This is a genomic window from Streptomyces sp. NPDC088400 (assembly GCF_044753355.1).
Taxonomy (GTDB): Bacteria; Actinomycetota; Actinomycetes; order Streptomycetales; family Streptomycetaceae; genus Streptomyces.
In genome coordinates this window covers 189,002-210,832 of the sequence record NZ_JBIVMZ010000006.1, presented here as the reverse complement: position 1 = coordinate 210,832, position 21,831 = coordinate 189,002, and the positions used below count along the sequence as shown (strand labels likewise).

21 protein-coding genes are annotated in these 21,831 nt (G+C 70.4%); 11 read left to right on the top strand and 10 right to left on the bottom strand.

The features are described 5' to 3' along the window. Positions 1 to 8 precede the first annotated feature (8 nt). Both ACIQD6_RS17425 and ACIQD6_RS17420 read left to right on the top strand, forming a co-directional pair. Positions 9 to 1,220 carry a sensor histidine kinase gene (locus tag ACIQD6_RS17425; protein ID WP_401883357.1) on the top strand — a complete coding sequence of 404 codons (1,212 nt, stop codon included), beginning with the start codon at positions 9 to 11 and terminating at the stop codon, positions 1,218 to 1,220. Then, the gene (locus tag ACIQD6_RS17420) at positions 1,217 to 1,822 is read left to right on the top strand and encodes a DNA-binding response regulator (RefSeq protein WP_401883355.1); all 606 of its coding nucleotides are present in this window, start codon (positions 1,217 to 1,219) and stop codon (positions 1,820 to 1,822) included. The genes ACIQD6_RS17425 and ACIQD6_RS17420 overlap by 4 nt, the downstream gene beginning before the upstream one ends. Positions 1,823 to 1,907: 85 nt before the next feature. Here ACIQD6_RS17420 and ACIQD6_RS17415 read toward each other — a convergent pair whose 3' ends face one another. Next, the gene (locus ACIQD6_RS17415) at positions 1,908 to 2,528 is read right to left on the bottom strand and encodes a hypothetical protein (protein ID WP_401883353.1); all 621 of its coding nucleotides are present in this window, start codon (positions 2,526 to 2,528) and stop codon (positions 1,908 to 1,910) included. A gap of 210 nt (positions 2,529 to 2,738) precedes the next feature. Between ACIQD6_RS17415 and argC the strand changes: the two genes are divergently transcribed. The 5 genes from argC (at position 2,739) to ACIQD6_RS17390 (ending at position 7,821) form a co-directional block, all read left to right on the top strand. After that, on the top strand, positions 2,739 to 3,767 hold the full coding sequence (gene argC, locus ACIQD6_RS17410) for an N-acetyl-gamma-glutamyl-phosphate reductase (RefSeq protein ID WP_401883351.1): 1,029 nt from the start codon (positions 2,739 to 2,741) through the stop codon (positions 3,765 to 3,767). Between the two features lie 172 nt (positions 3,768 to 3,939). Beyond that, positions 3,940 to 5,136, top strand: coding sequence for a bifunctional glutamate N-acetyltransferase/amino-acid acetyltransferase ArgJ (argJ, locus tag ACIQD6_RS17405; protein WP_401883349.1), 1,197 nt, complete (start codon positions 3,940 to 3,942; stop codon positions 5,134 to 5,136). After that, complete coding sequence (gene argB / locus ACIQD6_RS17400) at positions 5,133 to 6,074, top strand: acetylglutamate kinase (RefSeq protein ID WP_401883347.1); 942 nt, start codon at positions 5,133 to 5,135, stop codon at positions 6,072 to 6,074. Before argJ ends, argB begins: the two co-directional genes overlap by 4 nt. Next, the gene (locus ACIQD6_RS17395; RefSeq protein ID WP_401883344.1) at positions 6,071 to 7,264 is read left to right on the top strand and encodes an acetylornithine transaminase; all 1,194 of its coding nucleotides are present in this window, start codon (positions 6,071 to 6,073) and stop codon (positions 7,262 to 7,264) included. The genes argB and ACIQD6_RS17395 overlap by 4 nt, the downstream gene beginning before the upstream one ends. A 14-nt stretch (positions 7,265 to 7,278) precedes the next feature. Continuing rightward, positions 7,279 to 7,821 carry an arginine repressor gene (locus tag ACIQD6_RS17390; RefSeq protein WP_401883342.1) on the top strand — a complete coding sequence of 181 codons (543 nt, stop codon included), beginning with the start codon at positions 7,279 to 7,281 and terminating at the stop codon, positions 7,819 to 7,821. A gap of 104 nt (positions 7,822 to 7,925) precedes the next feature. On the opposite strand, the gene ACIQD6_RS17385 is transcribed toward ACIQD6_RS17390, so the two are convergent. The 6 genes from ACIQD6_RS17385 to ACIQD6_RS17360 all read right to left on the bottom strand — a co-directional run bounded on the left by ACIQD6_RS17385 (position 7,926) and on the right by ACIQD6_RS17360 (position 13,560). Next, entirely contained in the window at positions 7,926 to 8,657 is a 732-nt protein-coding gene (locus ACIQD6_RS17385; RefSeq protein WP_401883790.1) for an FAD:protein FMN transferase, read from the bottom strand. Between the two features lie 89 nt (positions 8,658 to 8,746). Beyond that, positions 8,747 to 9,601, bottom strand: coding sequence for an FMN-binding protein (locus ACIQD6_RS17380; protein ID WP_401883339.1), 855 nt, complete (start codon positions 9,599 to 9,601; stop codon positions 8,747 to 8,749). An 8-nt stretch (positions 9,602 to 9,609) separates the two neighbouring features. Further along, positions 9,610 to 10,977 carry a ferric reductase-like transmembrane domain-containing protein gene (locus ACIQD6_RS17375; RefSeq protein ID WP_401883788.1) on the bottom strand — a complete coding sequence of 456 codons (1,368 nt, stop codon included), beginning with the start codon at positions 10,975 to 10,977 and terminating at the stop codon, positions 9,610 to 9,612. A gap of 93 nt (positions 10,978 to 11,070) precedes the next feature. After that, positions 11,071 to 11,949, bottom strand: coding sequence for a L,D-transpeptidase (locus ACIQD6_RS17370; protein WP_401883336.1), 879 nt, complete (start codon positions 11,947 to 11,949; stop codon positions 11,071 to 11,073). A 29-nt stretch (positions 11,950 to 11,978) separates the two neighbouring features. Next, entirely contained in the window at positions 11,979 to 12,560 is a 582-nt protein-coding gene (locus tag ACIQD6_RS17365; protein WP_401883333.1) for a pyridoxamine 5'-phosphate oxidase family protein, read from the bottom strand. A 91-nt stretch (positions 12,561 to 12,651) separates the two neighbouring features. Beyond that, a complete protein-coding gene (locus ACIQD6_RS17360) occupies positions 12,652 to 13,560 on the bottom strand; it encodes a hypothetical protein (RefSeq protein WP_401883331.1) in 909 nt (302 codons plus the stop codon). Between the two features lie 207 nt (positions 13,561 to 13,767). Between ACIQD6_RS17360 and ACIQD6_RS17355 the strand changes: the two genes are divergently transcribed. Both ACIQD6_RS17355 and argH read left to right on the top strand, forming a co-directional pair. Further along, positions 13,768 to 14,961, top strand: a complete 1,194-nt coding sequence (locus ACIQD6_RS17355) for an argininosuccinate synthase (RefSeq protein ID WP_401883329.1) — start codon at positions 13,768 to 13,770, stop codon at positions 14,959 to 14,961. 84 nt (positions 14,962 to 15,045) lie between these two features. Next, positions 15,046 to 16,473: an argininosuccinate lyase gene (gene argH, locus ACIQD6_RS17350; protein ID WP_401883326.1), complete on the top strand. Its 1,428-nt coding sequence runs from the start codon at positions 15,046 to 15,048 to the stop codon at positions 16,471 to 16,473. A 135-nt stretch (positions 16,474 to 16,608) separates the two neighbouring features. Here the strand turns inward: argH and ACIQD6_RS17345 are convergent, their stop codons facing one another. Continuing rightward, positions 16,609 to 17,118: a hypothetical protein gene (locus tag ACIQD6_RS17345; RefSeq protein WP_401883325.1), complete on the bottom strand. Its 510-nt coding sequence runs from the start codon at positions 17,116 to 17,118 to the stop codon at positions 16,609 to 16,611. A 125-nt stretch (positions 17,119 to 17,243) separates the two neighbouring features. Between ACIQD6_RS17345 and ACIQD6_RS17340 the strand changes: the two genes are divergently transcribed. Together ACIQD6_RS17340 and ACIQD6_RS17335 are read left to right on the top strand one after the other, a co-directional pair. Next, positions 17,244 to 17,792, top strand: a complete 549-nt coding sequence (locus ACIQD6_RS17340; protein WP_401883322.1) for a TetR/AcrR family transcriptional regulator — start codon at positions 17,244 to 17,246, stop codon at positions 17,790 to 17,792. Further along, the gene (locus ACIQD6_RS17335) at positions 17,789 to 19,330 is read left to right on the top strand and encodes an MFS transporter (RefSeq protein ID WP_401883320.1); all 1,542 of its coding nucleotides are present in this window, start codon (positions 17,789 to 17,791) and stop codon (positions 19,328 to 19,330) included. The genes ACIQD6_RS17340 and ACIQD6_RS17335 overlap by 4 nt, the downstream gene beginning before the upstream one ends. 101 nt (positions 19,331 to 19,431) lie before the next feature. Here ACIQD6_RS17335 and ACIQD6_RS17330 read toward each other — a convergent pair whose 3' ends face one another. Together ACIQD6_RS17330 and ACIQD6_RS17325 are read right to left on the bottom strand one after the other, a co-directional pair. After that, positions 19,432 to 20,871, bottom strand: a complete 1,440-nt coding sequence (locus tag ACIQD6_RS17330) for a GntP family transporter (protein ID WP_401883317.1) — start codon at positions 20,869 to 20,871, stop codon at positions 19,432 to 19,434. Next, complete coding sequence (locus ACIQD6_RS17325; protein WP_401883315.1) at positions 20,868 to 21,809, bottom strand: NAD(P)-dependent oxidoreductase; 942 nt, start codon at positions 21,807 to 21,809, stop codon at positions 20,868 to 20,870. The genes ACIQD6_RS17330 and ACIQD6_RS17325 overlap by 4 nt, the downstream gene beginning before the upstream one ends. Positions 21,810 to 21,831: the final 22 nt, after the last annotated feature.

Sequence of the window (21,831 nt, the reverse complement as noted above, 5' to 3'; positions counted from 1 at the left end):
TGAGGACCATGAGCGTGGACGACTGGGTGGAACGGCTCGGTGGCCCGGACGGCCCCGGCCGGTACCGCCGGTACGCGCTCGTCAACACCGCCTATTTCGCGCTCTTCGAGGTCGCTCTGTGGACGCTGTGGGTGGTGCGGACGGATGCCGGCGCGTCCACGCTGGCATCCGTCGCCGTACTGGGCGCGGCACACGCCGTCACCCAGGTGCCGCTCTCCCGCGCCGCCCTGCGCCACTATCTCGGCGCCGGCCCCCGGCCCGACCGGCTGGTCGCGCTGTACACGACCCTGACGGTGGCCATGGCCGCCCTGGGATGTGTGCTGCTGGGCACCGGCCGCATCGACGACGGGGACCTGGAGCCCTACCTGTTCTGGCTGTTGATGCTCTACGCCGGCCCTTCCGCCCTGGCACTGCCGCGCCGCGCGGGCGCGACGCTGGTGGCGGTGGTCTCGGTGTCCATCGCGGGAGGCAGCGTGGCGGCAGGGCTCGCCGGGACGCGGTTGGCACTCGTGGTCGGCGCCGCCGTGTTCATGGCACCGATCATGGCCGTGGCGTTCCGGGCCACCGGCTGGGGAGTTCGGCTGGTCGAGGAACTGGCCGCGGCACGGCAGACGCAGGCACGGCTCGCCGTGGCGGAGGAGCGGTTGCGCTTCGGCCGTGACCTGCACGACGTACTGGGCCGCAATCTCGCGGTAGTGGCACTCAAGAGTGAACTCGCGGCACAACTGGCGCGGCGCGGCCGGCCCGAGGCGGTGGATCAGATCCTGGAGGTGCAGGTCATCGCGCAGGAGTCGCAGCGCGAGATCCGGTCCGTGGTGCGCGGGTACCGCACCGCCGACCTGCACACCGAACTCGCCGGAGCACGCTCCGTCCTGGAGGCCGCGGGCATCGCCTGCCGCATCGAATACGGGCCGGCGGCCCGCCTGCCCGACGCTGTGCAGGCCGCCCTCGGCTGGGTGGTCCGCGAGGCGACGACGAATGTGCTCCGTCACGCACAGGACGCCTCCTGCTGCACCATGTCCCTGCGCACCGCGGGTCCGGCCGCGGCCCTGCTGGTGATGCGCAACGACGGCGCCTCCGACGCACCACCCGGCGCGGGCACCGGACTGACCGGGCTGAAAGAACGCCTGACCGCGCTGAGCGGCACGCTGACCACGGAACGGCACCCCGGCGGGATATTCCGCCTCGCCGCACACATCCCGTGGGAGGAAGGCGAATGATCACGGTCCTGCTGGCGGACGACGAGCACCTCATCCGGGGCGCGCTGGCCTCCCTCCTCACGCTGGAGGACGACATCACCGTCGTCGCGCAGGCCGGAACCGGCGACGAGGCCCTGGCCATGGCCAGGGCGCACCGCCCCGAAGTCGCCGTACTCGACCTCCAGATGCCCGGCCTCGACGGCGTGACGGTCGCGGAGCGACTGCGCGAGACCGTGCCGGAGTGCGTCTCGATGATCGTCACCAGCCACGCCCGGGCCGGGGCCCTGAAGCGCGCGCTGAGCGTCGGGGTGCGCGGTTTCGTACCCAAGACGGTGTCCGCGCACCACCTGGCACAGATCATCCGCACCGTCCATACCGGCAGCCGCTACATCGACCAGGAACTCGCGGCCGACGCCATCGCCGCGGGCGAATCGCCCCTGACGTCCCGTGAAGCGGAACTCCTGTCGTACGCCGAGGACGGGGCGCCGGTCGCGGACATCGCCTTCCGCGCCTCGCTGTCCAGCGGAACCGTCCGCAATTACCTCTCCTCCGCCGCGATGAAACTCGGCGCGGAGAACCGCCATGTCGCCGCCCGCATCGCCCGCGAACGCGGATGGCTCTGACCTTGGCTCTGACCTCGGTTCGGACGCCGGGCGGCGCCGGGCGAGCTGCCCGAAGCCAGTTTTGCCGCCCTGTCGCGTTCGCTGCTCAGCTCCGACGCGGAGGATTCCGGCCGGCCGCGGCCGTCTCCTTCCTCGTCTTCCTCGTCCGAGCTCGGTCGACGCACCAGGCGCTCAGACCCACCAGTACGGCCGCCCCGAGCCCGTACGCCGGCAGCCACAGGGTCGTCGTGGTCGACAGGCAGTCGGCAACAGCATCGTGGATCTTGATCTCCCGCGCGTGAGCCAAGGCGGCTCTGTCGCGACCGACCAGGTCCGCCAGCGCGGCCTCCGCCTGCATGCCCTCGTACCTGCCCACCTCAGGACACCCGCGTCGAGTGCCCGGCATCGGGAACAACCACGCCGAGCGCTGCAGCACGGGGGCCAGCGTGATCGCCACGCACAGGCCGACGACCAGGGAGAACGCGGCCAGATTCCGCACGTACGCGGATCCGAGTCCGGGCATCCATGCCGGCAGTCGGTAGAAGGAGAAGACCACCGCGAGAAGCGTCACCCCGATGTAACTCGCGAACCACTGCCAGGAACCCTGTGCGAACGCGGCCGTCAGCACGGCGGCGAGCGCGATGCCGATGACCCCCGGCTGACCGGGAGTGTCCGCCCCCTTGGATGTCGATTGCCGGGCTTCCTGAAAGCTGCGGTGGTCGTCCACGGTCTCTCCCGCACGGTTCGGAGGCCCTCAGCATCCGGGCACCATGCGCCTCGGCATGGCGCCATGCCGGACCCACCCGGAGGCCCCGCCCGGTTGGCGGGGAATCCAGGCCGGGCGCTGTCTCACACGCGCGGCTCGGCGTCCCCGCATACTCATTGCATAAAGCTGCAAGGGAACGTATAGTCATGCCATCACCGAGGAGGGTTTTCGATGGCTGTACGTGCGGCAGTGGCAGGAGCGAGTGGGTACGCGGGCGGTGAAGTGCTGCGTCTGCTCCTCGTCCACCCCGAGGTCGAGATCGGAGCCCTCACCGGCAACTCCAACGCCGGTCAGCGCCTCGGCGGCCTTCAGCCGCACCTGCTGCCGCTGGCCGGCCGGGTGCTGGAGGCGACCACCGCCGAGGTGCTCGCCGGGCACGACGTCGTCTTTCTCGCGCTGCCGCACGGGCAGTCCGCCGCCGTCGCCGAGCAGCTCGGCGGTGACACGCTCGTGGTCGACATGGGCGCCGACTTCCGGCTGAAAGACGCGTCCGACTGGGAGCGGTTCTACGGTTCCGGCCATGCCGGGACGTGGCCCTACGGCCTCCCCGAGCTGCCGGGGGCCCGCGCCGCGCTGGCGGGGTCCAAGCGCATCGCGGTGCCCGGCTGCTATCCCACCGCCGTCTCGCTCGCGCTCTTCCCGGCGTACGCGGCGGGGCTGGCCGAGCCCGAGGCCGTGATCACCGCCGCGTCCGGCAGTTCCGGGGCCGGCAAGACGGCCAAGCCGCATCTGCTCGGCTCCGAGGTCATGGGGTCCATGTCGCCGTACGGAGTCGGCGGCGGCCACCGGCACACCCCCGAGATGATCCAGAACCTCAGCGAGGCCGCGGGCGAGCCGGTCACCGTCTCCTTCACGCCCACCCTCGCCCCCATGCCGCGCGGCATCCTCGCCACCTGCTCCGCCAAGGCGAAGCCCGGCACCACGGCCCAGGACGTACGGGACGCGTACGAGAAGGCGTTCGCCGACGAGCCGTTCGTCCACCTCCTCCCCGAGGGGCAGTGGCCCACCACCGCGTCGGTCTACGGCTCGAACGCCGTGCAGATCCAGGTCGCGTACGACGAGTTCGCCGGCCGTGTCATCGCGATCAGCGCCATCGACAACCTCACCAAGGGCACCGCCGGCGGCGCGGTGCAGAGCATGAACATCGCCCTCGGACTCCCCGAGGACATCGGACTTTCCACGATCGGAATCGCACCGTGAGCGACCCACACGCGGCCGCCGCGCGGCGGACAACGACGAAACCCGCACCACCACCGCGTCCAGGCCCTGTCCTGGGCGGCAGTGACATCAGCTGCTGTCGCAGCGGGGCCACCAGCCGCTTCCGCAGCGGGGACATCAGCTGCTACCGCAGCGGGGCGAACGAGGAGATGCAGTGAGCGTCACGGCAGCCAAGGGATTCACAGCGGCGGGCATCGCCGCCGGAATCAAGGAGAACGGCAACCCGGACCTGGCCCTCGTGGTCAACAATGGGCCGCGCCGCGCCGCCGCGGGCGTCTTCACCTCGAACCGTGTCAAGGCCGCACCCGTCCTCTGGTCCGAGCAGGTCCTCAAGGGCGGCGCGGTCACCGCCGTCGTCCTCAACTCCGGTGGCGCCAACGCCTGTACGGGGCCGAAGGGCTTCCAGGACACCCACGCCACCGCCGAGAAGGCCGCCGAGGTCCTCGACGGGCTGAGCGGCGGCGCGCCGAGCGGCGGACACAGCGCCGGCGAGATCGCCGTCGCCTCGACCGGGCTGATCGGGCTGCTGCTCCCGATGGACCGGCTGCTGCCCGGGATCGAGAAGGCCGCCGCCGGACTCTCCGAGCACGGCGGCGAGAAGGCCGCCATCGCCATCAAGACCACCGACACCATCCATAAGACCGCTGTCGCGGGCGGCGAGAGCGCAGACGGACGGCCGTGGACCGTCGGGGGCATGGCCAAGGGCGCGGGCATGCTCGCACCCGGCCTCGCCACCATGCTCGTCGTCCTCACCACCGACGCCGACTTCGAGGCGCCGGCGCTGGACACCGCGCTGCGCGACGCCACCCGCACCACCTTCGACCGCATCGACGCCGACGGCTGCATGTCGACCAATGACACCGTGCTGCTGCTCGCCTCCGGCGCGTCCGGGGTGACGCCCGGGTACGAGGAGTTCGCCGAGGCCGTCCGTACGGTCTGCGCCGACCTGGCGCGTCAGCTCATCGGGGACGCCGAGGGCGCCTCCAAGGACGTCCGGATCGAGGTGATCAACGCCGCGACCGAGGACGACGCCGTCGAGGTGGGCCGCTCCATCGCCCGTAACAACCTCCTCAAGTGCGCCATCCACGGAGAGGACCCCAACTGGGGCCGGGTCCTCTCCGCCATCGGTACGACGAGCGCCGCGTTCGATCCGGACCGGCTCAACGTCGCCATCAACGACGTCTGGGTCTGCCGGAACGGATCGGTCGGCGAGGACCGCGACCTGGTCGACATGCGGTACCGCGAGGTGCGGATCACCGCCGACCTGTCGGCCGGTGAGGACTCCGCGGTCATCTGGGCCAACGACCTCACCGCCGAGTACGTCCACGAGAACAGCGCGTACAGCTCATGAGCGCCCGCAAGCACACCGCGCTGCCCAAGGCCCGCATCCTCATCGAGGCGCTGCCCTGGCTGACCCGTCACAACGGGAAGATCGTCGTCATCAAGTTCGGCGGCAACGCCATGGTGGACGAGGATCTCAAGGCCGCCTTCGCCCAGGACGTCGTCTTTCTGCGGCAGGCCGGCCTCAGGCCGGTCGTCGTGCACGGCGGCGGTCCGCAGATCAACGCCCAGCTCGACCGGCACGGTCTGGTCAGCGAGTTCAAGGCCGGTCTGCGGGTCACCACTCCCGAGGCGATGGACGTCGTACGGATGGTGCTGGCCGGGCAGGTCCAGCGCGAGCTGGTCGGGCTCCTCAACCAGCACGGCCCGCTCGCCGTCGGACTGACCGGCGAGGACGCCCACACCATCACCGCGACCCAGCACCGCCCGCGCATCGACGGGGAGTTGGTCGACATCGGCCGCGTCGGCGAGATCACCGCGATCGACACGGGCGCCATCGAGGCGCTCCTGGCGGACGGCCGTATCCCGGTCGTCTCCTCCATCGCGCGCAGCGCCGACGACGGGCATGTCTACAACGTCAACGCGGACACGGCCGCCGCCGCGCTCGCCGCCGCGCTGGGTGCCGAGACGCTGATGGTCCTCACCGACGTGGAGGGCCTGTACGAGGACTGGCCCAACAGCGACGACGTGATCAGCCGGCTCACCGCCACGCAGCTGGAGAAGCTGCTGCCCGAGCTGTCCAGCGGCATGGTGCCGAAGATGGAGGGCTGCCTGTTCGCCGTACGGGGCGGAGTCACCACCGCCCGCGTGATCGACGGCCGGGTCCCGCACTCGATCCTGCTGGAGATCTTCACCGACGAGGGCATCGGCACGATGGTCGTGCCGGACGGACAGGCCGAGAAACCGGACAGGCAGACCGAGGAAAAGGAAGCAGGAGGAGCGCGGTGACCGGCAACCAGGAGCTCGTCCAGCGCTGGCAAGGCGTCATGACCGACAACTACGGCACGCCGAAGCTGTCCCTCGTACGCGGCGAGGGCGCCCGTGTCTGGGACGCGGACGGCACCCCGTACACCGACTTCGTCGGTGGTATCGCGGTCAACGCCCTCGGCCACGCGCATCCCGCCGTCGTCGAGGCCGTCTCCCGTCAGATCGCCTCCCTCGGCCATGTCTCCAACCTCTTCGTCGCCGAGCCGCCCGTCGCTCTGGCCGAGCGGCTGATCCAGCTCTCCGGCCGCCCCGGCAGGGTGTTCTTCTGCAACTCCGGCGCCGAGGCGAACGAAGCCGCCTTCAAGATCGGCCGGCTGACGGGCCGTTCGCACATGGTCGCCACCGAAGGCGGCTTCCACGGCCGCACCATGGGCGCGCTCGCGCTGACCGGCCAGCCCGCGAAGCAGGAGCCGTTCCGGCCGCTGCCCGGTGATGTCACGCATGTCCCGTACGGAGACGCCGAGGCACTGCGGGCCGCGGTCACCGAGGAGACCGCGTTCGTGATCATCGAGCCGATCCAGGGTGAGAACGGCGTGGTCGTCCCGCCCAAGGGCTATCTCGAAGCGGCCCGGGAGATCACCCGCGCCACCGGCACCCTGCTCGTCCTGGACGAGGTGCAGACGGGCGTCGGCCGGACGGGGAACTGGTTCGAGCACCAGGCCCACCAAGGCGTCGAGCCCGATGTCGTCACCCTCGCCAAGGGCCTCGGCGGCGGTCTGCCGCTCGGCGCCGCGGTCGCGTTCGGCGAGGCCGCCGATCTGCTGCTGCCCGGTCAGCACGGCACGACGTTCGGCGGCAATCCCGTCGCCTGCGCCGCCGGGCTCGCCGTACTCGACACGCTGGCCGCCGACGGACACCTCGACCAGGTCAAGCGGCTCGGCGAGAAACTGCGCGACGGCATCGAGGGTCTCGGCCACCCGCTGGTCTCACATGTCCGTGGCTCGGGCCTGCTCCTGGGTATCGTGCTCACCGAGCCCCTTGCACCCCAGGTGCAACAGGCGGCTCAGGGTGCCGGTTTCCTGGTGAACGTGCCCGCTTCTGACGTCGTACGGCTCATGCCGCCGCTGATCATCGGCGACGATGAGGTGGACGCGCTCATCGAGGCGTTCCCCGGCATCCTCGACGACGCGCACGAGGACGGGCGATCCTGAGAGATGAGACGACGATGACCGAGGCCCAGGGACCGGAATCCGAGCAGGGCGGACCGTCGGTGCCGCAGACCAGAACAGCTCGCCACCGCAGGATCGTTGACATCCTCAACCGGCAGCCGGTGCGCTCCCAGAGCCAGTTGGCGAAGCTGCTCGCGTACACCGGGCTGAGCGTCACGCAGGCGACGCTCTCCCGGGACCTGGACGAACTGGGCGCGGTGAAGATCCGCAACACCGGCGGCGAGCTGATCTACGCGGTCCCCAGCGAGGGCGGCTTCCGCACCCCGCACGCCCCGCTCGGCGAGTCGGCGAAGGAGGAGCGGATGCGCAGGCTGGCCGGCGAACTGCTGATCTCCGCCGAGGCGTCGGCCAATCTCGTCGTCCTGCGCACGCCCCCGGGCGCGGCCCAGTTCCTCGCCTCCTCGATCGACCAGGCCGAACTGAGCGATGTCCTCGGCACCATCGCGGGTGACGACACCCTGATGCTGATCAGCCGCGACCCGGCGGGCGGCCAGTCCCTCGCGGACCACCTGCTGAAACTGGCTCAGAACGACCGCTGAGGTGTGATGCGGGTCCTCGTGCCCCTCCCGGCGCTCGACCCCGCTCGGCGTTCGAGGACCCGCAGCGGGACGGGCCGGCGGAGAGGCCGCGCGAGGTCCGGGCGTCAGGCGTTCAGCTTCGCCGTGTAGCGGTGGAAGCCGCTGGTCTTCCAGGTGCCGCCGTCCGTGGTGACGGCGAAGCCCTCGGCGCCCGGCAGCGCCTCCAGCCAGTCCCGCGCCCGCTCACCCATCGCGTACGCGGCAGTCGCCCGCGCGTCCGCCATGGTCAGCCCCTCCCGGCAGACGACCGTGAGCGAGGCGAGAGCGTCGACCGGGGCCCGGCCCGTATGCGGATCGAGCACATGACAGCCACGCTCGGCCGGGCCCGAGGTGGCCACACCCAGGCCTTCCCGCGTCTCGATCACCATGGCCAGCTCGCCCGGGTGCAGCGGATCGGCGATGCCCACCCGCCAGGGGCCGCCGAGCAGTTGGACGTCGCCGCCGCCGTTGAGACACACCGAGGCGGCACCGGACGAGGCGATCATCCGTACCGCCCGTTCCACCGCCCAGCCCTTCACCAGACCTGTCGGATCGAGGCCGCCGCCGTAGCCGGTGGTGAACCAGCCGTCGCTCTCCCGCTCCGCCCGCGTACACAGGTCCAGCACCTCGGGGACCTCCGTCACACAGTCGGACAGGGCCAGTTCGCCACGGCCCAGCCGCATGATCTGGCTGTCGGGACGGAAGGGCGAGAAGACCTCGTCGACGCGGTGCAGAGAGGCCACGGCAGCCCGGAGCCCGGCACGCACCCTGGCCTCGTCCTGCGCGCCACGGATGTCGAACGAGAAGACCGTGCCCATGGACTCCTCGACATGACGCAGCCGGCCCGCGTCCCCCGACACCTCGTCCCCCGACACCACGTCACCCGAAGACACCGCGTCTCCCGGCATCAGACACCCGCCTTGTCCAGCGCGCTCTGGAGGGATTCCTGGTAGCCCTTGCTGGTGTAGCTGGCTCCGGATACGGCGTCGATCTGGGCGTTCTGTGTGGTGAGGGTGGCTTGGTTGAGTTTGGGTACGGCGTCGGCGGTGATGGATTGGCTGCGTGCGTCGGAGCTGGGTGCTTGGACGGCTTCGGCTTTGGCGATCTTGCCGTTGTTGAGGGTGAGTTGGACCTGGACGGGGCCGTACTGGGTGTTCACGGCGTCCCCGAGCACGGTCTGTCCGCCCCCGGCGGCCCCGGAACCCGCCCCCGCCTCCGCCCCGGCGCCTGCCTCGGCCCCGGCGCCTGCTTCCGCCCCCGAGCCCGCGCCTGCCTCGACCCCTGAACCCGCACCCGCCCCGCCGGTCGCCGAACCGGAACCCGCCTTGTCCAGCGCGCTCTGGAGGGATTCCTGGTAGCCCTTGCTGGTGTAGCTGGCTCCGGATACGGCGTCGACTTGGGCGTTCTGTGTGGTGAGGGTGGCTTGGTTGAGTTTGGGTACGGCGTCGGCGGTGATGGATTGGCTGCGTGCGTCGGAGCTGGGTGCTTGGACGGCTTCGGCTTTGACTATCTTGCCGTCGCTGAGGGTGAGTTGGACCTGGACGGGGCCGTACTGGGTTTTCACCGCGTCCCCGAGCACGGTCTGCCCGCCCCCGGCGGCGCCCGCGGCCCCGGCGGAGGCGCCCGCCCCCGCGCCCGCCTGGGAGGACACCCCGCCGACCGGGGACCCGCCCGGCTGCTTCAGGGCGAGCAGCAGCACAACCCCCGACGCCGTCGCGGCGGCACCGATCATGATCCGCCGGAGCGGGTGCTTCCTCTTCATGGACTGCCTCACATCTCGAAGGACTCATGATGGATACGGCGGGCGGGCACGCCCGCTTCACGCAACGCTTCGTACGACTGACGAGCGAGCCCGGTGGGCCCGCAGACATAGACGTCGTGGTCGTCGATGTCCGGCAGCAGTTCCCGCAGCCGCTGCGGAGTGATCTCGGGCCGGACGCCGTCCGGCCCGTTCACCGCGTACAGCAGCCGGGCCCCGCGCGCCGACGCGATCTGCCGCAACTCGCCCCAGAGCGCCAGGTCCTCGGTCTTGCTGGCCCGGTAGAGCAGGGTCAGATGGCCGGATTCGCCGGGCAGCGTCTCGAACAGGGCCCGCATCGGGGTGATACCGGCGCCACCCGCGATCATCAGCACCTTCTCCTTGCTGCGCCGGGCCGCCGTCATGGCTCCGTACGGACCCTCCGCCCACACCCGGGTGCCCGGTTCGAGCCGGGACAGGGCCTCGCTGTGCTCGCCGTTCGCCTTGACGGTGATACGCAGCAGATCGGGCCGGGGCGGCGCCGACAGGGAGTACGGATTGGAGCTCCAGCGCAGCCCGTCGGTGAGGAACCGCCAGCGGAAGAACTGGCCGGGCTGGGCGCCGAGCCGGTGCAGCCGTCGCCCGGTGATCAGTACGGAGACCACACCGGGCGCCTCGTACACGGTCTTCTCGACCCGCATCCGGTGGCGCTGGTTGAGCCGGATCGGGGCCAGCACGCGATACCAGACCAGCAGGGCGCCGGCCGCGCCGTACAGCACGTACCAGGCGGTGCGGGCCGTCGGGTTCGCGACGAACTCGGCCCCGGTGGCGAGTTGGTGCCAGAAGGTCAGGTAGACCGCGACGTAGGTGAGCAGATGGAGGTAGTACCAGGTCTCGTAGCGCACCTTGCGACGCACGGCCCCCGCCGAGACGAAGCCGATCACCAGGAAGAGCACGGTTCCGGCGGTCGCCTCGATCATCCGGGGGAATTCGGTGACCACGCTGACGGTCTGTTCCACGAACCCGGTCCCGGACTGCACCGCGTATCCCCAGACGGTCAGTCCGACATGCGCGATCACCAGGCTGATCGCGTACCGGCCGCTCATCGCGTGCCAGCGCGCCACCCGGTCGGAGCCCACGCGCCGCTCCAGCGCGGGAACCCGGGCCATCAGCAGCACCACGATCGCGATCAGGTAGCCGCCGAGCAGCCCGGTGAGCCGACCCGCCCCGGTCAGCCACTCGGCCATGTCCATCCGTACGACCAGAGTGTTCTGCCACCACAGCGCCATGACGGCCGCCGCGCCCGCCCAGCACATCACCAACAGCGGCAGCGCGCCCGACCGCTGCGGGCGGATCGCGCGCATGGTCTGTCTTCTGGCGGCCCGACCGTTGTGCAACATCGCCACGGCACTGCTCCTCAAATCTCCTGGTGTCCGCCGATACGGATTTGAGCGGCGGCGGGTTCAACCGGGAGAGGAGAGGGAGCCGTGAATTCAATGTTTGGCTGTTCCTCCGAGCGTGGCACGGGTGTCGTCGGCGGTGACCGCCGTGACGGCGGTCCGGCCGGTGGACGTGCCGATCGCGAGGTGCGGACTCCGGTCCGGGTCGGCCCAGGCGAGGATGCGGGTCATCGCGTCGGCGGGGACCGATACGCAACCGGCGGTGGCGCCACGTCCGTTGACATGGAGGAAGATCCCGGCGCCCCGGCCGCGCACGGGACGGTCGTAGTTGAAGTCGGTGATCAGACCGTGGTCGTACTGCCCGGTGTACGTGATCATGTGCTCGGCCTCGGCGGCGCGGCAGCTGCCGGGCAGGGGTTCGACCCAGCGGTTGTAGTGGGGGGAGTTGTTGTCCTGGCACCACCAGGACTGGTCGGTGACCTGGCGGTAGGAGAATTTCGTACCGGCCGGCGCGTCCTTGATGCCGAAGGCGTACGGGAAGCCGTACAGCCCGATCGGGGTGGTGGAGGTGCCCTGGCGCCGCTCCGTCCCCTCCACGAGCCCGCCCGAGCCGAACCGGGCTTCGGCCGAGCCCGCCCGGTGCCAGCGGTCCTGCCGCAGGTCCCACCAGGTGAGGGTGCCGGTGGTGGCGGACGTGCGGGGGGCCTCGGCGGTGATCAGCTGGGTGCCGCCGCCGGTGTCGGCCATCCGTTCGGGGAGCGAGGCGCCGGCCGGCGTGGGGTCCGGGCCGGGCGCGGCGCCCAGGGTGAGCTGGGCGAGCAGGGCGGCGGCGCAGGCGACGGCGAAGCGTTTACGGAAGATCCGGGGCGTCCGGTTCGACGTCGTGACGGGCTTGGCGGGCTTGAGAGCTTCGGTGGGGCTGACGGGTCTGATCGCTGTGACAGGGGTGGTCGCTGTGGCGCCTGTGGACATGGGGCGGCCCCTTCGTACGGTCGGGTTTCTCAGACCGTACGTGCGGGCAGCGGCAGTGGCAGCGCGGGTAGGCCATCCAGGCTCACCCCGATGTGGTCCTTCTTCTCGCAGTACGCGGCGAACTCCTCGTCCGACTTCCGGCCGAAGTGCTCGGCGTGCTGGGTGCGTTCCGCCCGGTAGTCCATGAAGGGGACGGCGAATCCGCACGCGTCGCTGACGCGCCGGGCGTGGATCACGATGATCGCGCGGGCGCTCGGCCCGTCGGTCTCTTCGAAGTGCCGGATGTACGTGGCCCAGCGCGGGTCGTCGCGGAAGACGGGCTCGCCCCGGCCGTGCACCCGCAGCACCTTGGGCGGTCCGGTGAAGGCGCACCACATCAGGGTGATACGGCCGTTCTCCCGCAGATGCGCGATGGTCTCGGCGCCGCTGCCGCCGAAGTCGAGATAGGCCAGCGTCAGCTCGTCGATCACGACCAGCGTTCCGGCCCGTCCCTTGGGCGAGACATTGACATGACCGTCGTCCGCGAGCGGGGCGGTGGCGGTGAAGAAGACGGGCTGTTCCTCGATGAAGGCGCGGATTCTTCCGTCGATCCGTTCGTAGAGTTTTCCCATATCGATGATTATCGTCCGGCGGCGGGGCCGGACAAAGGAGTACGGGGCCGGGGAAGAGCGATGCCGGCGCTCTTCCCCGGCCCCGTACCGGTCAGTTGTTGAGAGTGCAGGTGGCGAGCGCGTCCAGGCCGGTGGGCTTTTCGGCGGTGCGGCCGATGGCGGTGGCCATGCGGTTGATGGTGGCGACGCGCTTGTCGGCCAGGGGGCCGAGGATGGCGTTCTGTACGAAGTTGGCGCCGCCTTGGCCGACGGTGTCGATCAGGCGTTGGTTGGCCTCGGCGATCTGGGTGTCCAGGAGGGCGAGGTTCCGGTCGATCTCGGCCTGTGCGGAGGCCGGGATCTCGGGCAGGCTGGGCGCGACATCCGGGCAGTTCACCGTACCGACGCCACTCGCGTCTCCGGCACCGGCGTCACCAGCGCCCGCGTCCCCGGCGTCTCCGGCTCCCGCGTTCCCGGCCCCGGCATCACCGGCCCCGGCGTCTCCCGCACCCGCGTCTCCCGCCCCGGCGTCACCGGCGCCCGCCGCGTCGCCACCCGCCGCGTCGCCGCCTCCCGCGTTGAGCGTGCAGGTGGCGAGCGAGTCGAGACCGGTGGGCTTTTCGGCGGTGCGGCCGATGGCGGTGGCCATGCGGTTGATGGTGGCGACGCGCTTGTCGGCCAGGGGGCCGAGGATGGCGTTCTGTACGAAGTTGGCGCCGCCTTGGCCGACGGTGTCGATCAGGCGTTGGTTGGCCTCGGCGATCTGGGTGTCCAGGAGGGCGAGGTTCCGGTCGATCTCGGCCTGTGCGGAGGCCGGGATCTCGGGCAGGCTGGGCGCGACATCCGGGCAGTTCACCGTACCGGGTGACGCCGCGGCAGCCGCGCCGCCCGCGCCCTGTCCGCTGTCGCCCTCCCCGGCCATGGCATTACTGACGATCACGGCCCCGGACAACACGACCGCGGCCGCGCCGCCCGCGATGAGGACGCGGCGCTTGTTGTACTTCGGAAGAGCCCTGGACATGCGGAAACCTCACTCGGATCAGGGTGGGGCAGGGGCCGTCCCGGTGCGCTCCCGGGCGGCTCTCCCTCGATGGTGGAACGCGGCGCCTGCGTTCGGTGGGGGATACGAGGCACGGTCGGCCCGCGTTCAAACCTCATCGAGATTGACGAATCATACGGAGGGATGCATACTTATGCCCATCAGTGAATGCACCGTAAGGAGAAACTCGTGACCGAGCGCGTCGTACTCGCCTACTCGGGCGGCCTGGACACCTCCGTCGCCATCGGCTGGATCGCCGAGGAGACGGGCGCCGAGGTCATCGCCGTTGCCGTGGATGTCGGTCAGGGCGGCGAGGACCTGGACGTCATCCGTAAGCGCGCGCTCGCCTGCGGTGCCGTCGAAGCCGAGGTCGCGGACGCCAAGGACGAGTTCGCCGAGGAGTACTGCCTCCCGGCGATCAAGGCCAACGCCCTTTACATGGACCGTTACCCGCTGGTCTCCGCCCTCTCGCGGCCGACGATCGTCAAGCACCTCGTCGCCGCCGCGAACAAGCACAACGCCGGGATCGTCGCCCACGGCTGCACCGGCAAGGGCAATGACCAGGTGCGGTTCGAGGCCGGGATCACCGCGCTCGGTCCCGACCTGAAGTGCATCGCCCCGGTTCGTGACTACGCGATGACGCGGGACAAGGCGATCGCCTTCTGCGAGGAGAAGAACCTCCCGATCGCGACCACCAAGAAGTCCCCGTACTCCATCGACCAGAACGTCTTCGGACGCGCCGTCGAGACGGGCTTCCTGGAGGACATCTGGAACGGCCCGATCGAGGACGTGTACGAGTACACCTCGAACCCGGCCACGCCGCGTGAGGCCGACGAGGTCGTCATCTCCTTCAAGGAGGGCGTCCCGGTCGCCATCGACGGCAAGCCCGTCACCGTTCTCCAGGCCATCCAGCAGCTCAACGAGCGGGCCGGCGCCCAGGGCATCGGCCGGATCGACATGGTCGAGGACCGCCTCGTCGGCATCAAGTCCCGGGAGATCTACGAGGCTCCGGGCGCCATCGCGCTGATCACCGCGCACCAGGAGCTGGAGAATGTGACGGTCGAGCGCGAGCTGGCCCGCTACAAGCGGCAGGTCGAGCAGCGCTGGGGCGAGATCGTCTACGACGGCCTGTGGTTCTCCCCGCTCAAGCGCGCCCTGGACGGCTTCATCAACGAGGCCAACCAGCACGTCACCGGTGACATCCGGATGACGCTGCACGGCGGCCGTGCCGTCGTCACCGGCCGTAAGTCGGACGAGTCGCTGTACGACTTCAACCTCGCCACCTACGACTCGGGCGACACCTTCGACCAGTCCAAGGCGCAGGGCTTCATCGAGATCTTCGGCCTCTCGTCGAAGATCGCCGCGCGGCGTGACCTCGCCTGATCAGAGTCGTTCGACAGTCCGCCTCCCCGATCCTCAGCGGCGGGGAGGCGGTCGTTCTTTCCCGATCCTCTCCAAGGAGCAGCAGTGAGCAGCAACAACGGTGACGTCCGGCTCTGGGGCGGCCGTTTCGCCGACGGCCCGTCGGACGCGCTGGCAGCCTTGTCTGCGTCGGTCCACTTCGACTGGCGGCTCGCGCCGTACGACATCGCGGGCTCCCGCGCCCACGCCCGTGCGCTCCACAAGGCCGGACTGCTCACCGATGACGAGCTGACCCGCATGCTGGCCGGTCTCGACCAGCTCGAAGCCGATGTGGCCGACGGCTCGTTCACCGGCACCGTCGCCGACGAGGACGTCCACACCGCTCTGGAACGCGGCCTGCTGGAGCGCCTCGGCGCCGACCTCGGCGGCAAGCTGCGCGCCGGACGGTCCCGTAACGACCAGGTCGCCACGCTCTTCCGGATGTACCTCCGCGACCACGCCCGGACCATCGGTGGTCTGATCGCCGACCTCCAGGACGCCCTGGTGGGCCTCGCCCAGAAGCACGCGGACGTCGCGATGCCGGGCCGTACGCACCTCCAGCACGCGCAGCCCGTCCTCTTCGCCCACCATGTGCTGGCCCATGTGCAGTCCCTGTCCCGGGACGCGGAGCGGCTGCGGCAGTGGGACAAGCGCACGGCGGTGTCCCCGTACGGCTCCGGCGCGCTGGCCGGATCCTCGCTCGGGCTCGACCCCGAGGGCGTCGCCATGGACCTCGGCTTCGAGCGGGGTTCCGCAGGGAATTCCATCGACGGCACGGCCTCGCGCGACTTCGTCGCCGAGTTCGCCTTCGTCACCGCGATGATCGGCGTCAACCTGTCGCGGATCGCGGAGGAGATCATCCTCTGGAACACGAAGGAGTTCTCCTTCGTCACCCTCCACGACGCCTTCTCCACCGGCTCGTCGATCATGCCGCAGAAGAAGAACCCGGACATCGCGGAGCTGGCGCGCGGCAAGTCGGGCCGGCTCATCGGCAATCTGACCGGGCTGCTGGCCACGCTGAAGGCCCTGCCGCTCGCGTACAACCGCGATCTCCAGGAGGACAAGGAGCCGGTCTTCGACTCCTGTGACCAACTGGAGGTCCTGCTCCCGGCCTTCACGGGAATGATGGCGACGCTGACCGTCAACCGGAAGCGGATGGAGGAGCTGGCCCCGGCCGGTTTCTCGCTCGCCACCGACATCGCCGAGTGGCTGGTCCGGCAGGGCGTGCCGTTCCGGGTGGCGCACGAGGTCGCGGGGGAGTGCGTCAAGCAGTGCGAGGCGCTGGGCATCGAGCTGGACGAGCTGACGGACGAGCAGTTCGCGAAGATCTCCGGACACCTCACTCCCGAGGTGCGGTCCGTGCTCAATGTGCCGGGCGCGCTGGCCTCCCGTAACGGCCGTGGTGGTACGGCTCCGTCCGCCGTGGCCGTCCAGCTCTCCGAGGTCAAGGCCGATCTGGTGATACAGCACGCCTGGGCCGACGCCAAGAAGTAGCGAGCGGAAGCAGCCTCCGAAGTAACCGGCAGCCCTCAGAAGTATCCGTCGGAGGCGGCCACCGGAAGTGGCCGTCGGGGGGAGCCGACAGCAGTGCCCGACGGAAGTACTGACAGCAGTACCTGACGGTAGTGCCTACAGCGCCGCCGCCCAGTCCGCGAGCGCGTCGAAGTCCGGCCGGGTCAGTCCGGTGCCGGGATCGATCCGCAGCAACAGGGCGGCGGCGTCATACTGTTGGTCCACCCACTCGTGGTCGTACGATGTGATCTCGTCGTCGACCCAGGCGAACGGCCGCCCGGCCGCGTACTCCAGGACGTACCGCGTCTTCCAGAGGGTCCCGCGCGGGGGCCTGCCCTGTATCAACGGCCAGTCGATGAACGGCAGTTCCGGCAGCCCGAGTCGTGGCCCGATCCACTCATTGGCGTCGTCCTTCCAGGTGGTGGCCCAGGCCAGCTCGAACCGATCGGCCAGCGCGAGCAGTTCCACACCGTGCCAGGGGTTGAGCAGGACGGACAGCGGCCGTGCCCGCGTCCAGACCGCCGGCCACATCGAATGCCGCGTGTAGCCCTCCGGCGGTCGTGGGCCGGCGAGGGCGGCGTACGGGTTGAGCGGGCCGTCGACGTCGATCAGCAGCAGCGGCTTCATGCGTCTCACCTGTTTCACGTGCTGTGTGCGGCGGGTCATCGCGAGTCCCTTCCTAGAGGGGTCAGTGCGGTGCGGTCATCGTAGAGAATGAGACGTTGATGTCTCGTATGGGTTACTCTCGGCTCATGGCAGTCGATCGAGATCAGGTACTGCGTACCGCCGCCACACTTCTCACCCGTAAGCCGACGGCCACCATGGACGAAGTCGCCAGGGCCGCCGGGATCGGCCGGGCGACGCTCCACCGGCACTTCGCCGGGCGGGAGGCGCTGATCAAGGCGCTGGAGGAGCTGGGAATCCGGGAGATGGAGGCAGCGCTCGACGCCGCCCGGCTCGACGAGGGTCCGGCGGGCGACGCGCTGCGCCGGCTCGTCGGGCGTATCGAGCCCGCCGCCGGACTGCTCGCCTTCCTCATCACCGAGAACCAGCTCTTCGAGGACGACACCAACACCGGCTGGGACCGGATCGACGGCCGCTTCTCCGCGCTGTTCCGGCGCGGACAGGAGCAGGGTGAGTTCCGGATCGACCTGAGTCCCGCCTGGCTGACCGAGGCGCTCTACGGACTCATAGGCGCCGGTGCCTGGGCGGTCCAGGACGGGCGGGTCGCCACCAAAGACTTCCAGTACATGATCGTCGAGCTGCTGCTCGGCGGCGCACGACGGAGTGTGAACACATGACCAGTACCCACCGGGCGGCGGCGGAAAGCGAGTTCACCCCCCGTCCCGGGCGGTGGATCGCGCTCGCGGTGCTGGTGCTGGCCGTCCTGCTGGTGGCCGTGGACGCCACTGTACTGGGTCTGGCCACCCCGTTCCTGAGCGAGGATCTGAAGCCGTCGGGCACCCAGCTGCTGTGGATCGGTGACATCTACTCGTTCGTCATCGCCGGACTGCTGGTCACGATGGGCAGCCTCGGTGACCGTATCGGCCGTAAGAAGCTGCTGCTGACGGGCGCGGTCGCGTTCGGCGGGGTCTCCGTACTCAACGCCTATGCGACCAGCCCGGAAATGATGATCGTGGCCAGGGCGCTGCTGGGTGTCGCGGGCGCGACCCTGATGCCGTCCACGCTCGCTCTGATCCGCAATATTTTCCACGACCCCAAGGAACGCAGTCTCGCCATCGGAATCTGGGGCGCGATGGCGTCCGCGGGCGCGGCAGTCGGCCCCGTCGTCGGCGGCTTTCTGCTGGAGCACTTCTGGTGGGGTTCGGTCTTCCTCATCAACCTGCCGGTGATGGCGCTGCTGGTGCTCGTGGGCATCAAGACGCTGCCCGAATCGAAGAACCCGGCGCCGGGCCCCTGGGACCCGGCCAGTGTGCTGCTGTCCCTCGTCGGCATCGTCGGCATCGTGTACGCGGTCAAGGAGCTGGCGGCACACGGGCCGAGCCCGCAGGTCGTCGTGGTGGGCCTGCTCGGCGCGGGCGCGCTGTACTGGTTCGTACGGCGTCAGCTCACGCTACCGGCCCCGCTGCTGGACATGCGGCTCTTCCACCACCGCGGTTTCTCCGGCTCGGTGCTGGCGGACCTGCTGACCATTCTCGGCCTGTCGGGGCTGGTCTTCTTCCTGTCGCAGTATCTGCAACTCGTCCAGGGGCGCTCGCCGTTGGAGGCGGGCCTGGCCGAACTGCCCGCGGCGGTCGGCGCGGTGACGGCGGGGCTCATCGCGGGGACGACCGCGCGCCGCTTCTCCGTGCGGTCCGTGGTGGCCGGTGGGCTCGGGGCGATCGGTGTGGCCCTCGCGGTCGTGACCGGAATCAGTCAGTCCACCGGATATCCGCTGCTGGGCGCGGTGTTGCTGGTCGTCGGGGTCGGCGCGGGCTTCTCCTTCACCGTCACCGCGGACGTGATCCTCTCCAGCGTCCCCAAAGAACATGCGGGCTCGGCCTCCGCCGTGTCGGAGACGGCGTACGAACTGGGTGCCGCGCTCGGTATCGCGGTGCTGGGCTCGATCGTCACCGGCGTCTACCGGGATTTCCCCACCCCGGCCGGCGTCCCGGCGGCGGCGTCGACAGCCGCGCACGAGTCCCTGGGCGGCGCGGTGGACGCGGCGGCCGGCCTCCACGACGCCTCGGGCGCGGCCCTGGTCGCCGCGGCGCAGGACGCCTTCGTGGACGGACTGCGGCTCGCGGCGGGTGTGGGGGCGGCGGTGCTGCTGGCGACTTCGGCAGCGGCGTGGTTCCTGCTGCGCGGCCAGAAGCTGGAGGACGGTGTGGAGCACTGAACCGGGCGTGCGGACGCCCGGTACGCAGTGTCCGCTCGGTCTTTGCCGGGCCGATCCGGCAAAGGACCGGCAAAGGACCGGCAAAGACCGACGAACAGTCCCTACACGACCAGCCAGAGCAGGCCCGTCAGCGCGAAACCGATCACACCCATCGCCGTCGTCAGAACCGTCCACGTCCGTAGACCGTCCCCCACCTCCAGCCCCGCCAGCTTGGTGAACATCCAGTACCCGGCATCGTTGATGTGCGACACCGCCAGCGCGCCCGCGCCCATCGCCAGGCAGACCAGGGCTAGTTGCTGCGCCGACAGATCGGTACGGTGCAGCAGCGGGGTGATCAGGCCGGCCGTCGCCACCAGCGCGACGGTCGCCGAACCCTGTACCGCCCGCAGCAGCAGCGTCATCACGAACGCCAGTGCCAGCAGCGGCAGTCCGGTGCGGTCCAGGATGTCGGCCACCGCGTCCCCGATGCCGGTCTGCACCAGCACCTTGCCGAACACGCCGCCCGCGCCCGCCACCAGGATGACCATCGCGACGCCCGGCAGCGCCGAACCCATCACGCTGGATATCTGACCGCTCGACCAGCCGCGCCGTACGCCCAGGAAGTACGCGGCCAGCCCCGCCGCGATCAGCAGGGCGACCATCGGCGCGCCCAGCACGGTCAGCACGGCGCGTGTGACCGAGCCCTCGGCGAGGGTGTTCGTACCGATGGTGCCCAGCAGGATGAGGGCGATCGGGGTGATGATCAGGCTCACGACCATGCCGAAGGACGGCGGGTTCGCGGTCCCGCCCACCTGCTGTGCTCCGGGGCCCGCTGGGACGCTTCCGTCGCTGTCGGAATCTCCGCCCGTCGCGATGGGCTCGGGAGACTCTCCGGGCTCGCCGCCCCCGTCTCCGTAGACCTTCTCGTACACATCGGCCGTCAGCGTGTACTCACGTCGGGTCATGCGCTTGGCGAGCAGATGGCCCGCGAAGATCACGACCGCCGTCAGCGGTATGCCGAGGAGCAGCACCCAGCCCTGGTCGGCGCCGATCGTGGCGGCCGCCGCCACGGCACCCGGATGCGGCGGCAGGAAGGCGTGGACGGTGAGCATCGCCGCGGCCATCGGCAGGGCGTAGATGAGCAGCGGCTTACGGGAGGCGCGGGCGACCCCGTACGCGATCGGCATCAGGATGATCAGGCCGACCTCGAAGAAGACCGGGATGCCGAGCAGGAACCCCGCCACCGTGAGCGCGAGCGGTGTGCGTTTCTCGCCGAAGCGCGCGATGAGGGAGTGCGCCAGGGAGGCCGCGCCACCCGAGAGTTCGACGATCCGGCCGATCATGGCGCCGAGCGCGATGATCGTGGCGATATGGCCGAGCGTCGAGCCCATGCCGTCCTCGATGGTCGACACGAGGTCGGCCGCGGGCACACCCGCCGCCAGCGCCACACCGATACTCACGACCATGAGGGCGACGAACGGCTGGACCTTCACCTTGATGATCAGCAGGAGCAGCAGGGCCACCCCCGCCGCGGCTATCAGGAGCAGGGAGTTGTGGCTCATCGGTCCGCACCGTCCGCTGGGGAGAGCACGGTGACGATGGAGGAGTCGTCGCGGCCGGCCAGCCCCGCCCGCTCGCCCAGCAGGTAGAGCTGTTCGGCGGCGGAGGCCAGCGGCACCGGCACATGCGCGTTCTTCGCGATACCGGTCACGATCCCCATGTCCTTGACGAAGATGTCGAGGCGCGAGCGGACCTCGACGGCCTCCGCGTCCTCCCCGTACGCCTGCGCCATGCGCGGCCCGCGGTCGGCGAACATGAACGAGCCCGCCGCGCCCTGGCTCAGACTGTCGATCACCGTCTGCGGGTCCAGGTCGAGACCGCGCGCGAGGGCCACGGCCTCGGCGGCGGCGGCGATGTGTACGCCGGCCAGAAGCTGGTTGATGGCCTTGAGCGCCTGGCCGTCGCCGGGCCTGTCGCCGATCACGGTGAGCGTCGAGGCGAGCCGGTCCAGGACCGGGCGGGACAGTTCGAGGGCGGCCGGGTCGGCGCCGACGACGATCAGCAGATCCCCGTTCCCGGCGCGGGTCGGGCCACCGCTGACCGGGGCGTCCACGAGCAGGGCGCCGTGCTCGGCGAGGGTGGCGGCGGTCGCGCGGGCCGCGTCGGGGCCGACCGTGCTGGTGAGCACGACCACGGCTCCGGTGCGTACGGTCCGTGCGACCCCGTTCTCGCCGAACAGCGCGCTGTCGACCTGGGCCTGGTCCCGTACGGCGAGGAGGACGACATCGGCGTCGCGCGCGGCCTCGGCCGGGGTGGCCGCTTCCGAGGCGCCGTCGGCGACGGCGAGCGCGCGCCGCTCGTCGGAGATGTCGAAGACCGTCACGGGCACTGCGCCCGCCAGGTGCCGCGCCATCGGCAGGCCCATGGCGCCGAGGCCGATGACGGCGGTACGCGGGGCGGAGGAGGAGGGCGTGGCGGACGCGGGAGTGGAAGAAGGCATGCGGGTTCCTTGAAGGTGGGTA